The following is a 12972-nucleotide window of genomic DNA, read 5'->3' on the forward strand; positions in this document are numbered from 1 at the left end:
CAAAGTCCCAAAGCTCAAAAGCTCAAAAGCTCAAAAGCTCAAAAGCTCATTAGCGCATATGTACTTGCCACCTTCATTCTTCATAGCGAACTGGGGTATGTCCTTAAACTCAGATAAGCAGTACCAAAATGGATGTCAACGTCCGTAAAGTCTTGAATTACCCGTTCAGCATATCCTGCTGAATTAGCAGACGTTTTTCTAAGGAACGTGGGACGTCTTATTTGGCTCTCAGGCCCTCTTTCAAAAATGTAAAGAACCTGAGGCACGTTATTTTCCCAAAACTGACTGAAATATGCTACCAACACCTCTAATTTCCGCTATAACGTGTCTCATGTTCCTTAGTTTCCTGCAGATGCTCCAAATCCCTGAATAACACGTCTCCTATTCATTAGCGCTCATGATGAAAACGCAAAAAAAGCTCGCTGTTGTATGCGAGCCCTTTTTCATTTTGATTCTTACATTTTTTCTGATCTGTATGAGAATTTTTATGTCCCGGTGGACTTGGGATCAAGCGTTTAAATCTGTTATTGCCGGAATATTAATTTCTTTTACGCAGGCTGCTTTGGACAGGCTGACAATGCATTTTACGATGGAAACGATATCCTGAAGGGGGATGCGTGTGCCATTATATTCGGAAAGTGCACGTTCGCTGCCCTCTTCATAAGGAATTTCAGCCGCAAGCTCTCCCGGGTTGATGCAAGTAACAGCTATTCTGTCGTTTCTTGTGTGTTCTCTCAAGGCTTCCGTGACCCCTCGAATTGCAAATTTGGAAGCAACAAATGAAACCTGAGTGTTATTCGAATTATTCAGACCTGCAGTCGAGCCGATCAGAATGATTTTTCCGGCTGTTGATTGCCGAAGGTGGGGCAATAATGCCTGAATGCATACAATAGCGGATGTTATATTCACATGAATCAGACGACTGATGTCAGCAGGATCGTCATTATCGAACGTGTAGTGATCCTCGAAACCCTCTTTTTCCCAAATGCCCACATTGTAAATGAGTACATCCAGTGTTTCATTCTGAAGCGCATCGCTGACCAGTGTGGATGCGTGGAGATCAGACAGATCTGCCTGTATCCATATGCGTTCTACACCATCGCTGAGCTTCAAGTTATCAGGTTTCGTGCGAGATACGACCCAGACTTTATCGCCTTGCTCGGGCACTCCTCTGACAAATGCATCTCCTAATCCTTTGCTTGCACCAAATACAAGATAGTTTATCAATTGAAGTGCTCCTTCTTCTCAAAGTGTCGGCCCAGGGTTACCAGCTCAATAAGCAGGCTCCTCATTTTCCAATAGGACAATTTCTTCTCCATGCTTCTGCCTTAATGCTATATTTTCCCGTCCCCATGCACACATCACATCCACAATCTTATTGGCAGTAACGCCATACTCCGTAAGGCTGTATTCGACTTTGGGCGGCATCTGTTGGTAAACATGTCTTCTGACAAGGCCATCCCTCTCAAGCTCGCGTAATTGCTGGATCAGGACCTTTTGCGAGATACCGTCAATACTGCGTTGTAACTCACCTGTCCTTTTCACGCCTGACATTAATAGACATATGATTAGCGCCTTCCATTTGCCGCCAATGATTTCGAGTGTCGCTTCGATTCCCAGGTTATATTGCTTCATGGCATATCCCCTCGTTCATGTTACTTGTAGGTGGAGTATAAATAATCATTTTCTCACAATCCGGCTGATGAAGTCCATACCCACTTTGAGGTAACCTTCTTACTTTCGAGTGTGTATTTTCTTTTACGCAAGCCTATATGATAATGGCCATACGAAAAAGAAGTCTGAAACTGAACCTTATAAATTGAACAAAACATTTACACGAGAACGGAGAGGACAGAAATAACCTGAAGAAGCGGAGCGTTCGCCTTTATCCCCGGATTTTCCCCTTTGAAAAGGGAATCAAAAAAATCTGGGGATAACAGCGATCGGAAGGTTGTTCTGTCATTGGAGTGGCAAGTATAAATATTCTTTAGTTCAATTTATATAGAAAGGAAGGTTAACAATGAAAACACTCGTCATTCTGGCGCATCCCAATATGGAGGGTTCAAGAGTAAATCAACGCTGGAAAGAGGAGCTGCTGCAACACTCGAAAGATATTACAATACATGAGATTTATAAAGCGTATCCTGATTGGAACATTGATGTTTCCAGAGAACAGAAGCTTTTGGAAGCATATGATCATATCATCCTGCAGTTTCCGTTATATTGGTACAGCTATCCGCCTTTGCTCAAAAAGTGGTTCGATGACGTTTTTACTTACGGATGGGCGTATGGGTCAAAAGGGAATAAACTGCATGGGAAAAAGCTGGGATTAGCCATGTCGATTGGTGATAAGAAGGAAAATTACACGCGAGAGGGCTCCGTTTCGTTTAGCGTAGATGAAGTGATTACACCTTTCAAAGCAAGCATCAATCATGTTGGCGCGGTAGCCTTACCGTATTTTGCAGTCTTTGGTGCCTCATTTCAGGTCACCAATGAAGAAATTAACCAAAGTGCACATGATTATATCCGTTATATCTATAAGTATCAGCATGTAGCCGGAAACTTGTCGGTTTGAACAGAACATGACCTGGATCACGTTTGCTGTTATTCGGGAGCTGGGCCCGACGCTGCCTCCCGGGCGGGTCAGGACTCGTAAGCCGGATTTTTCCATAACAGATCCAGTCGCTCCAGCTTCCGGCGTTTGGAGAGGGCAGGTCATTAGAATCCTCTCCTTTGCTCACATCAATTTGGAACTCATATAGCGGAAAAACAGGGAGTCCACATGAGAAGTTAAACAAGCTTCTAATCCTAATTCGCATATTGTGCTTCAACCTCCTCGCTTGCAGGTGGCAGCTCCATGCCTTCCTTCCAGAGCAGCGTCGCATTGTCCTTGGGCCCGTAATAAATGGCCTTAATGGTGATTTCAGGGTTCTTCCGGTTGGCATTTAATTGATCGAGATCCACGAAGTCGTTGATATTGCCAAGACTGATCTCAGCGAATTTCTTGGATTTGATCAAAGGCCGGACTGGAGTCATATAGAAATTTCCGTCATCCTCCAAGGTGTAATTCACCTGATCCACCCGGTAACCGTCGGTCATCTTCAAATGATACGCGATTCTTCCGTCATGGAGCCGGCTGATTTGCGTGACTTCAATGACACTGGCCGGAACCTCGTTAATATTCCATTGAAATAATCCGACGTAGCCGAGATATATGGCTCCGCTCACGGCTGTCGCGAGCACCAGGCCCTTCACAAAAGACGCTGTTTTCGAGCGCCGCCAATATTCCTTGAAGCTGGCCAGACCTGTGCTTGCCTGTCTATTTTTCTCCATCACCTCAAAAGGCAGGCTGCTGCTCTGATGAAGCTTGTGCAAGGCTTCCTTACACGCTTCGCAGGTAGCCAGGTGAGCTTCGACGGCCTCTTTGGTGTTAGCACTGCATACCTCATCGTAATATAGCGGCAGCAAGTCCCGAACGATCTCGCAGGATAGTTTGTTCATGGCTTTTCCTCCAGTAATAAGTCTTGAATGGTGTTCCTTGCACGATGAAAGGTCACTCTGGCCCAGCTTTCCGTTCTTCCGAAGATCTGGCTGATATGGTCAAAAGACAGCTCGCCAAACACCCGCAGCGTAAACACTTCCTTGTAAGGCTCCTTAAGGTTGTGCAATAGCTTATGGATGCGCAAAGCCTCTGTTTTATCGATCAGCTGTTGTTCCATCGTGAGGCTGGCGCCAGACCTGGTGTCAGGCGGGGGGCCCGGTTCGAAACGTTTTTGTTTGTCCATGTACGTGAAATAAGTATTTTTGGCGATTTGGCATAGCCAGACGCTTATTTTACAATTGCCTTTGAACTGGTCGATATTCTTCACGGCTTTTACAAATGTTTCTTGAGTGATTTCTTCCGCAATCTGCTGATTTCTGCTTAAAGATAACGCAAATAAGTATATTTCCTGAAAATATTGTTCGTAGATTTGTTCCACATCGGCCACTTGTTCACCACCTTACGTATATAAGACCCAGTCACGGGGATTTTGTTACAAACAAATTAGAGAGGCATAAGCTTAGCCAATGCAACCGTTCTTCCTAGTGTCTATACGATTCGGTAATTGAGAAGGAATGGAAGGAAGATGGTCACGCATTCTTCAACGCAACTGGAAGCATAAGTTTGCCGTGAGTTCCCAATAGAACAATGAATGATAACTCAAGTAGACAGCCGGCTAATTAGTCGGCTGTCTTTTCGTTTATGGCTTTAGCCAGTTGAGTGCGTGAAACGAGCGAAATGATTTTTACTTTCCCCACTAGCCATCGGATTTTTTCTCCTAACTGATTCAGTCGCTCCAGCTTCCGGCATACACTTCGAATTCGTCGTGGGGTCTGCTAGAACTGAATGCAAAGCCAAGATGAGCCATTGTCCTCAGAGTAGTGGTATTTACTGACCATTGATTTTGGAAAGTGAAGTGGTCACAATAGTAATATTGCCATAAATGACGGAATTGTTATTTTTGAAAAAGCTCAACTTTCAATGATAGATCGTCGATCCTTCGATATCGGTTTAATGCGAAGTAACAGGGAGGAGCATCCATGCAGCAGGATGACCGGAGTGTCACAAAGGGGCGTAGTTCCGCAAGGGCATTGGCCACGCAACTTATTGAATGGTCCGGAGGAACGGACAATATTATCGAAAGCACCCATTGCACGACACGACTCCGACTCCGATTGCAGAACAGTGATCTGGTGGAACAAGAACGTCTTGACGGTATGCAGGAAATTCAAGGAGTGTACGTTCGTGCTGGACAATTGCAGATTATCCTTGGTCCCGCTCTTGTCTCGAAGGTTAATCGTCAGGTGAATGGTATGCTTCAGTCAGCTGCTTCGTCCATACCAAAAGAAGACGATCCGAATGGACCTATCACACCACGGCTGCACGAAGAAAATCATACGGGTTCCTATCCACTGCCGTCCGTGTCTACGGCCAGCAGGTCATCCAATGATAAGGGGCTTCATTCACGAGCATTGTTACACAGGTTGATGGACGCATTCCAATTTTTTTCTGATATCGTTGTGCCCATTATTCCGCTCTTCGTCGGGGCTGGGCTGCTGTTGGGTCTTTTGGGACTTGCGGGAGCATTCGGCTGGGATGATCCGAGCCAAATGTGGTTCCGGATTCTGTCACTGCTGACGGGCTCAGCGTTCCAGCTGATGGCGGTTCTCTTCGGATACAACACGGCCAAGCGGTTCGGGGGAACCCCGGCGCTTGGTGCCGCTGTTGGGATTGTTATGACTCATCCGGGGATTCTTTCATTCACCGAAATCGGTGGAGAGCCAGCCTTTGCTCAAGCTTTGCCCATATCCCCGCAATTCGGGTATCAGGGAGCCATAATCCCAACCGTTCTTGCGGCGCTTATGCTAACGATAATTGAGAAAGGACTACGCCGATGGATACCGTCATCCGGAGCTGTTCTTCTCGTTCCCTTCTTAAGCTTTAGCATCGCGGGCAGCCTTGCGGTACTGGTGATTGAACCCCTTGCTCTGGGTTTGGGCCGCTCGCTGGGAAGTATTCTGGAGCATGTCTTCAACTACGGAAGCTTGCTATTTGGCCTTCTGCTTGGAGGGATCTACAGCTCCATTGTGATCACTGGTCTTCATCACGGGATTCAGGCTGTCGAAGTTGGACTGATTTCCAATCCGGATATCGGCTTCAATTTCTTGCTTCCGATCTGGTCCATGGCGAATATCGCACAAGCAGGTGCCGGGCTTGCAGTGTATGTCAGAACCCGGGACGAAGCTTTGAGGGAAATAGCTTTGCCTGCCTCGATTACGGCGCTGTTCGGTATCACCGAGCCAGTCACCTATGGTGTTAATCTTAAACTTGGACGCCCCTTTCTGGGTGCTGCTGCAGGAGGAGCCGCCGGAGGGGCATATGTCGCTTTTCATCAGGTTGTGGCCAATTCATTTGGACTAACCGGAATCCCGATGATCGCTTTTATCGTACAGCCCGGGTTGATGAATCTTGTTCATTATCTGATCGGTTTTGTGCTTGCTCTGGCTACGGCTTTTAGCGTTACCTTGCTGCTCGGTGTGGATCGCATTGTTCGACCAGAAGCTGATAAACTTAACGAACAGGCATAGGAGACTAACATGAAGATCAAAAAAATACTCAACAATAACGCCGCTGTGGTTAACGATCATGGAGAAGAGAAAATTGTCATGGGGCCGGGGGTTGTTTTCCAAAAAGGAAAAAATGATATTGTAGACCCAAGCCTTGTTGAAAAAGTGTTTGTGATGACTGATCCGAAACAGTACAACCACCTTCAGGAAATGCTGGGGACCCTGCCTGAAGAAGAAATTGCAGTCACCCAGCAGATCATCACTTTCGCCGAGAAAGCATTGGGTGTTACGTTTCATGAGCATATCCATATCGCGCTTACAGACCATCTCTCGTTTGCCTTGGAGCGGATTGGCAAGGGAATCGAAATTCGGAATACGCTTCTTGAGGAGATTCGTATTCTCTATCCAAGAGAGTTCCAGCTTGGGCTTCATGCCAAGCGTTTGATCTACGAGAAATTGCAGGTGCTCATCCCGGAAGATGAGGTTGGTTATATCGCCATGCATATCCATACTGCCTGGAAGAATGCGGGCATGCGCCATAAGGCTCCGGAAAAGACGGCCATGATCAGGGATATCGCAGAAGGTGTAGGACAAGTTGCCGGTGTGCTGGATCGTGGGTCTGCGAACTATGAACGACTTTTGACCCAGCTTGAGAATATGCTGCAAACGGATGAATCAGGCAGACTCCGCAATGAACTGAATCCGGAGCTTGTAGCGATGGCAAAGATGAATTTCACTGAAGCATATACACAAGCTCGCGAGATCGGTGAAATGGTTGAAGAGGATTATGGATATGCTTTGACCGAAAGTCAACTGGTTGTGATCGCCATGGAGATCAACCGGATAGATAATCGACTTCATCCATCCTCGGATTGATTCTTATGCTTGGTAAACTGAGTCTCTGGTCCTTGATCTGAATCGGGAGTTTCGATCTATAGCCAAATTTTGATCCGACCATATAGAATAGTTATCGACAGTTGAATATGTCGGGATTGTTACTGGTAAGCAGGCAAGACCTAAAAGTCCGTTGGGATCGGTGTATCCACCATACCCTAACGATTTTTAGGTCTTTTTCTGTTTTCCGGAAAAAAATGACAAGAAAGAGGGATACATCTAATGAATTTCCAGAAGATGATGAGAAGAGTGACAGCAGTAACGTTTGCAACAGCATTATTGGCAGGTGGGGGAGTTTCTGCTTTTGCAAAAGAAAGTTCAGACTACAAAGAGAGTTATGGTATCTCGCATATTACACGAACAGACGCATTAAAAATCCCTGAGGAACAAATCAAAGAACGATTCAAGGTTCCTCAGTTTGACGCATCTACTATCCAAAATCTACCTTCCGCAAAAGGATATGATGAAAATGGTAACGTAATCGACATGGATGTGTGGGATACCTGGCCGCTGCAGAATGCGGATGGTACCGTAGCTAACTATCATGGTTATCAAGTCGTCTTTGGTCTGGCGGGTGACCCGGATCGGGGATGGGACACATTCATCTATATGTTCTACAAAAAAGCAGGAGACACATCCATTGATGCCTGGAAAAATGCAGGCAGAGTGTTCAAGAACACCGACAAGAACGTTCCGAATGACCCCATTCTGAATCAACAGGCAGAGGAATGGTCCGGCTCTTCTACGCTGACTGCGGATGGCCATATTCGTCTGTTCTACACCAATCGTCAAGGATGGGACCCGGCCAACGGATTTTATGGCAAGCAAACCCTGACGACTGCTCAGATCAATGTCTCCGAACTTACAGAGGACACGCTCAAGGTGGATGGTGTTGAAGATTTCAAGTCGATCTTTGATGGTGACGGCAATATGTATCAAACCGTGGATCAGGCTTTCAGCGGTGGGGATTATTCCGACAATCATACATTGAGAGATCCTCACTACGTAGAAGATAATGGTCACAAATACCTTGTTTTCGAAGCCAATACTGGAACAGAGATGGGCTACCAGGGTGAGGATGCATTCAATAACAGGGCCTTCTACGAAGGAAGCAAGAAGTTCTTCCAGGCCGAGAGGGAGAAATTGCTGCAAAGCCCTAATAAAAAGGTTGCTTCCTTAGCCAATGGCACTTTGGGGATCATTGAACTGAATGACGACTATAGCTTAAAACAAGTGATGAAGCCGCTGCTTGCATCCAATACGGTAACCGATGAAATTGAACGCGCAAATGTCTTTAAGTTGAATGGAAAATGGTATTTGTTCACGGATACAAGAGGAGCCAAAATGGTTGTGGATGGTGTCGATGCTGAAGATATCTACATGTTGGGATATGTATCTGATTCTCTGACAGGACCTTACAAGCCGTTGAATGGTACTGGACTTGTATTGCATCAAGATCTGGATCCTAAGGATGTTACCTGGACTTACGCACATTTTGCTATTCCGCAGGTGCAAGGCAACAACGTAGTGATCACGAGTTATATGACCAACCGGGGAATGTTTGAAGATCATCATTCTACCTTCGCACCAAGTTTCTTGGTGAATATCAAAGGATCCAAAACATCCGTAGTGAAGGACAGCATTCTGGCACAAGGACAATTAACAGTGGAATAAACAAATTTCACAGAGAGTCTAAAAGAAAGAAAATGTCGATATCTATTGGCATTTTCTTTTTTTTACAAACGAGGTATCTGTTATGAATAACAAAATCAGAAAGAAAATGATCACAGGGTCTGCTGTTTGTGGTGTGATCACGCTCGTCTTCACTGTCATTCCGATCCTGACCAACAGCCCATGGCCAACAGTGGATACGGGAGTAGCCTCTCCTGGCGCGAGCCAGCGAGCCAGCTTTCATTTTACAACGCCAGACAAATGGAAAAATGATCCCCAAAGGCCGATATATCTGGACGGGAAGTACCACTATTATTATCTGTATAACGGTGATTACCCCAAAGGCAATGGTACGGAATGGCGGCATGCAACATCGGTCGATTTGGTTCATTGGAAGGATGAAGGGGTGGCAATCCCCAAATACACGAACCGGAACGGTGATCCATGGTCTGGCTCATTGGTTGTGGATGAGTCAGGTACAGCCGGCTTTGGCAAGGGAGCCATTGTTGCGATCATGACGCAGCCCTCTGCCAGCAGCGGACAGCAGGAACAATATTTATGGTACAGCACCAATCAAGGGAAAACGTTTAAGCCTTATGGAGATCAACCGGTGTTAAAGAATCCGGGACAAAAGGATTTTAGAGACCCTAAAATCATCTGGGATGATCATTCCCAAAAATGGGTTATGGCTCTGGCTGAAGGGACGAAGATTGGGTTCTATGAATCGGCTGATTTGAAAAAATGGCGATATACCGGCGGCTTCTTCACGGAAAACGTGGGATTGGTGGAATGTCCTGATCTATTTGTGATGCGGGCAGATAACGGAACCTATAAATGGGTGCTCGGCGTAAGTGCCAACGGCAGATCATCAGGACAACCCAATACCTACGCTTACTGGACCGGAAGCTTTTATGGCAAAGAATTTGTCCCCGACCTTCATGAACCACAATGGCTGGACTATGGCTTCGACTGGTATGGAGGAGTTACATTTGAAGATGGGACAAGCACTGACAAAACCGATCACCGTTACGCATTCGCCTGGATGAATAACTGGAGCTATGCCAACAATACGCCGACACTGCAGGAGGGTTACAACGGCATGGATTCGATTGTTCGTGAAATGAAACTTATTACATCAAAAACGGGTCAATATCGACTGATCTCAAGACCGATTGAGTCTCTGGAACAGGCGCTGGTCTCGGAGACTGCCTTTAAACCGATTACAGTGAAGGGATCTCATGCACTTCATGTGATGGGAGATTCATATCAGCTTGAGGCCGATATATCGTGGACCGAGATCAATAATATTGGATTAAGGCTTCGTGAATCCAACGACCAGAGCCGACATGTGGATACGGGCGTCAATGTAGAAGGTGGCTACGTCTATGTGAACCGGACCTATACAGGGAATCCTGACAGGAGTGGCCGAGACTTGGAGAGTCAAGCGGCATTTGCTCCCGAGAATAACAAGGTTCATCTCAAGATTCTGGTAGACAAGACCAGTATCGAGGTCTTCGTTGATGATGGTTTATTGGTGTTATCCAATGTCATTTTTCCAAAATGGGATGACCGCGGAATTACGCTATATGCTGAAGAGGGGACGGCAGTATTTAGCAACCTGCGGATTAAATATTTCGATTAATCAGCGGTATGACGAAAAACCACATCGTTGGATGTGGGGTTCTCTGCGTTTATTCTTCCCCGGTAGCCACCGGGTTCTCATGAACAACAAGTTCCTATTCTCGATAGACGTGCGTTGAATAATATTCGTTTGACCAACTCGCGTCTGGAAGCCGAGCATGTTACCCAAGAGTAAATCTTGGGGACTTGCACTGCAAAATAATCATCCCAGTTCGTTTGCAGATTTTGCTCCTTGACTGGCAAGCCACTGAATCAGTTCAGCAGCGGAACTACGTTTTGCTGCGTCCAATGGAGTTAATCCATCCCAGACGGATATCCAGTTCAGTTCGGCACCTTGTTCGAGGAGATATTCTGCGGACTGCAGCTGTCCTCCGTGGCAAGCGCACCAGAAGGCAACGGTAACTTTGTCCGGAGGAGAAGAGCTGCTTGCTCCCCAAGGATATCGCTCAGAAAGCGTGTTCCCGGTGAAATGGGCCTTTATTGCGTCCATCTCTCCAAGCGCAGCCGCGTGCCAGAGTGCAATCGTTGCTCCGCGTTCAACCAAACGTCGTGCTGCATCCCACTGTGAGAATGCAACTGCATCGTCCAGTGGCGTGCCACCGGCGATCACAGCACCGGGCGCTTCGATGTCGGCGCCAGCATCAAGAAGCTCGTCAAGCACTTGAATGTCATTGCAGCTTGCAGCCCAATGAAGGGGTGTCTCGGTGTTCGAACCCATGAAACGAGCATTTACATCCGCACCGAACTCGACCAACACCCGCACGGTATCCGATCCATTGGGGAAGTGACCCGGCCAGTCGGTCACCACATGCAGCAGTGTTCGAGCGATACTAGAATTTTCGTTTTTGTTGTTAGGATCTCTTTCCATAATTCTTGCCATTACCAACCCTGGATTCTCTGCGAGCAGTCGCTTTAACGTTGGAATATCTCCAGTGTGAATTGCTTGAATAACGCCCACTGCAAGTGTTTCATCCTCGTAAATAATTTCCATATTCAAATCTCCTTCCGAACATAAATTCAGATCCATATTGAATGGTTACGGCTCATGTAACTGTTTGTGTGAATTGAATAATGATTTAAAACTAAGATTAGTAAATTCGCCTTACCGGAAGTATTCGTGGAATGATTATTTAATCCTGCTCGTTAGTAGATGGCTCTCTCTATACCTGATTATGATCCAGATAAGCGCTCATTACGCATAAAGCCAAGATTTGCAATCCATACGACTTCTTAAGCTGCTATCTACGAAATAAATAGTTAAGCAACAAGATAGATGTTTATCCCAAAAGTTTATACAAAGAACGCGGCTCTATAACGAGCTGCGTTCTTTATTTGTACTCATAATGGTTAGAGCACTTTCTTTTTTCTTAAAGCTACAGATGCATTTGTATGTCTTATTGATAATGGGGAATTGACACCTGTCCTTTGTCCACACCGTTGGTTTGGTGTTTGAATATTACTATCAAGTGAGCTTAATGCCAAATACTGCTAGAGTAAGAGGTTCATAAAAAAGGTGGGATGGGGAAGATGGCTATTTTATCGACTGGGCCGATCGAAAACAATCCGGTTTCTGGTGTTAGACCGACACAACAGGTAACAATTAGATTGGTAAGTCGGGCTATGGACTCTGTGACAGTATCCATTCAGGGGTATGTACTAAGCACAACAAGAACGCTGTATGTGAGTGAAATGATCAGTATTGCACCTAACGAAGCAGTGACCAGAGATTATTTTGCAGATTTAAATGCCTTTGAATTTGTTTTTGAAACCAGTACAGAAGGTGCGGAAGAAGTAGGGATCTCCGTGTGGGGCAAGCAAGCGTCCGGACAATTAGTAGATGCACACCGAGTAGTGGAACATGAAAAAACAGTTAAGAACAACTAACCAGATAAATTCTACTCAAAAGAGGAGAGGTAACGATGAGCTTTCTATCTACAGGGCCGATAGAAAATAATTCTATTAACGGTGTAAGACCGACTCAGTCAGTTACCGTCAGAATGGATAACCGCAGCGATGTGACAGGCTCAACCATACAGATACAAGGGTATTACATGAGTGGTGGATTGAGGGTACTGTATGTCAGTGAGTCTTTTGAGATTTCACCAAATCAAGTAATAACCAACAGCTATTATGCCGATTTTGATGCTTTCGAGTTTACTTTCACAACCACAGCGATGGTTGAGGATCCTATTCAAGTATCAGTATGGGGGAAGAGCAGCACAGGCTCTTTGGTTACTGCCCATCGTTTAGTTTCTTCAGAATTGCTGAGTGAAATCCCAAGCATCACCGGAGCCACAGGCGCAACCGGAGTGACGGGAGCCACAGGCCCAGCGGGAACAACCGGAGTGACGGGAGCCACAGGCCCAGCAGGAACAACCGGAGCTACGGGAGCAACGGGCCCAGCGGGAACAACCGGAGTGACGGGAGCCACAGGCCCAGCAGGAACAACCGGAGCTACGGGAGCAACGGGCCCAGCAGGAACAACCGGAGTGACAGGGGCCACAGGCCCAGCAGGAACAACCGGAGTGACAGGGGCCACAGGACCAGCAGGAACAACCGGAGTGACGGGGGCAACAGGTACACCGGGTACAACCGGAGTAACGGGAGCCACAGGACCAGCAGGAACAACCGGAGTGACGGGGGCAACAGGTACACCGG

General features: G+C 46.4%; 12 protein-coding genes and 1 pseudogene. 8 read left to right on the forward strand and 5 right to left on the reverse strand.

All coding sequences use genetic code 11. The features are described 5' to 3' along the window. Nucleotides 1-507 precede the first annotated feature (507 nt). The gene (locus PPA03S_RS20605; RefSeq protein ID WP_062325756.1) at nt 508-1227 is read right to left on the reverse strand and encodes an SDR family NAD(P)-dependent oxidoreductase; all 720 of its coding nucleotides are present in this window, start codon (nt 1225-1227) and stop codon (nt 508-510) included. Between the two features lie 45 nt (nt 1228-1272). Further along, nucleotides 1273-1635, reverse strand: coding sequence for a winged helix-turn-helix transcriptional regulator (locus tag PPA03S_RS20610; protein ID WP_062325758.1), 363 nt, complete (start codon nt 1633-1635; stop codon nt 1273-1275). A 385-nt stretch (nt 1636-2020) separates the two neighbouring features. Here PPA03S_RS20610 and PPA03S_RS20615 point away from each other — a divergent pair, with 385 nt between their 5' ends. Together PPA03S_RS20615 and PPA03S_RS33730 are read left to right on the forward strand one after the other, a co-directional pair. Further along, complete coding sequence (locus tag PPA03S_RS20615) at nt 2021-2575, forward strand: NAD(P)H-dependent oxidoreductase (protein ID WP_062325760.1); 555 nt, start codon at nt 2021-2023, stop codon at nt 2573-2575. Between the two features lie 7 nt (nt 2576-2582). Then, nucleotides 2583-2762 carry a hypothetical protein gene (locus PPA03S_RS33730; protein ID WP_217998960.1) on the forward strand — a complete coding sequence of 60 codons (180 nt, stop codon included), beginning with the start codon at nt 2583-2585 and terminating at the stop codon, nt 2760-2762. A gap of 46 nt (nt 2763-2808) precedes the next feature. On the opposite strand, the gene PPA03S_RS20620 is transcribed toward PPA03S_RS33730, so the two are convergent. Together PPA03S_RS20620 and PPA03S_RS20625 are read right to left on the reverse strand one after the other, a co-directional pair. Beyond that, the gene (locus PPA03S_RS20620; protein ID WP_062325762.1) at nt 2809-3501 is read right to left on the reverse strand and encodes a zf-HC2 domain-containing protein; all 693 of its coding nucleotides are present in this window, start codon (nt 3499-3501) and stop codon (nt 2809-2811) included. Beyond that, nucleotides 3498-3989 carry an RNA polymerase sigma factor gene (locus tag PPA03S_RS20625; RefSeq protein ID WP_062325764.1) on the reverse strand — a complete coding sequence of 164 codons (492 nt, stop codon included), beginning with the start codon at nt 3987-3989 and terminating at the stop codon, nt 3498-3500. The genes PPA03S_RS20620 and PPA03S_RS20625 overlap by 4 nt, the downstream gene beginning before the upstream one ends. A 592-nt stretch (nt 3990-4581) precedes the next feature. On the opposite strand from PPA03S_RS20625, the gene PPA03S_RS20630 reads away from it, so the two are divergent. The 4 genes from PPA03S_RS20630 to levB all read left to right on the forward strand — a co-directional run bounded on the left by PPA03S_RS20630 (nt 4582) and on the right by levB (nt 10315). Next, nucleotides 4582-6129 carry a PTS transporter subunit EIIC gene (locus tag PPA03S_RS20630; protein ID WP_062325766.1) on the forward strand — a complete coding sequence of 516 codons (1548 nt, stop codon included), beginning with the start codon at nt 4582-4584 and terminating at the stop codon, nt 6127-6129. 9 nt (nt 6130-6138) lie between these two features. Next, complete coding sequence (locus tag PPA03S_RS20635) at nt 6139-6984, forward strand: PRD domain-containing protein (protein WP_062325769.1); 846 nt, start codon at nt 6139-6141, stop codon at nt 6982-6984. Between the two features lie 240 nt (nt 6985-7224). Then, entirely contained in the window at nt 7225-8676 is a 1452-nt protein-coding gene (gene sacB, locus PPA03S_RS20640) for a levansucrase (RefSeq protein ID WP_062325770.1), read from the forward strand. Between the two features lie 106 nt (nt 8677-8782). Then, a complete protein-coding gene (gene levB / locus PPA03S_RS20645) occupies nt 8783-10315 on the forward strand; it encodes a glycoside hydrolase family 32 protein (RefSeq protein ID WP_062325813.1) in 1533 nt (510 codons plus the stop codon). 201 nt (nt 10316-10516) lie between these two features. Here the strand turns inward: levB and PPA03S_RS20650 are convergent, their stop codons facing one another. Next, entirely contained in the window at nt 10517-11305 is a 789-nt protein-coding gene (locus PPA03S_RS20650; RefSeq protein ID WP_062325772.1) for an ankyrin repeat domain-containing protein, read from the reverse strand. A gap of 536 nt (nt 11306-11841) precedes the next feature. Between PPA03S_RS20650 and PPA03S_RS20655 the strand changes: the two genes are divergently transcribed. After that, nucleotides 11842-12198, forward strand: coding sequence for a hypothetical protein (locus PPA03S_RS20655; RefSeq protein ID WP_062325775.1), 357 nt, complete (start codon nt 11842-11844; stop codon nt 12196-12198). Between the two features lie 35 nt (nt 12199-12233). Further along, nucleotides 12234-12972: pseudogene (locus PPA03S_RS33610) on the forward strand (hypothetical protein); the annotation flags it as partial.

Source organism: Paenibacillus pabuli NBRC 13638 (assembly GCF_001514495.1).
GTDB classification, from domain to species: domain Bacteria; phylum Bacillota; class Bacilli; order Paenibacillales; family Paenibacillaceae; genus Paenibacillus; species Paenibacillus pabuli.

What these genes read in the sequence shown, in the direction of transcription:
- PPA03S_RS20610 (WP_062325758.1), bottom strand. Translation starts at nt 1,635, where the DNA reads ATGAAGCAATATAACCTGGGAATCGAAGCGACACTCGAAATCATTGGC.
- PPA03S_RS20615 (WP_062325760.1), top strand. Translation starts at nt 2,021, where the DNA reads ATGAAAACACTCGTCATTCTGGCGCATCCCAATATGGAGGGTTCAAGA.
- PPA03S_RS33730 (WP_217998960.1), top strand. Translation starts at nt 2,583, where the DNA reads ATGACCTGGATCACGTTTGCTGTTATTCGGGAGCTGGGCCCGACGCTG.
- PPA03S_RS20620 (WP_062325762.1), bottom strand. Translation starts at nt 3,501, where the DNA reads ATGAACAAACTATCCTGCGAGATCGTTCGGGACTTGCTGCCGCTATAT.
- PPA03S_RS20630 (WP_062325766.1), top strand. Translation starts at nt 4,582, where the DNA reads ATGCAGCAGGATGACCGGAGTGTCACAAAGGGGCGTAGTTCCGCAAGG.
- PPA03S_RS20635 (WP_062325769.1), top strand. Translation starts at nt 6,139, where the DNA reads ATGAAGATCAAAAAAATACTCAACAATAACGCCGCTGTGGTTAACGAT.
- sacB (WP_062325770.1), top strand. Translation starts at nt 7,225, where the DNA reads ATGAATTTCCAGAAGATGATGAGAAGAGTGACAGCAGTAACGTTTGCA.
- levB (WP_062325813.1), top strand. Translation starts at nt 8,783, where the DNA reads ATGATCACAGGGTCTGCTGTTTGTGGTGTGATCACGCTCGTCTTCACT.
- PPA03S_RS20650 (WP_062325772.1), bottom strand. Translation starts at nt 11,305, where the DNA reads ATGGAAATTATTTACGAGGATGAAACACTTGCAGTGGGCGTTATTCAA.
- PPA03S_RS20655 (WP_062325775.1), top strand. Translation starts at nt 11,842, where the DNA reads ATGGCTATTTTATCGACTGGGCCGATCGAAAACAATCCGGTTTCTGGT.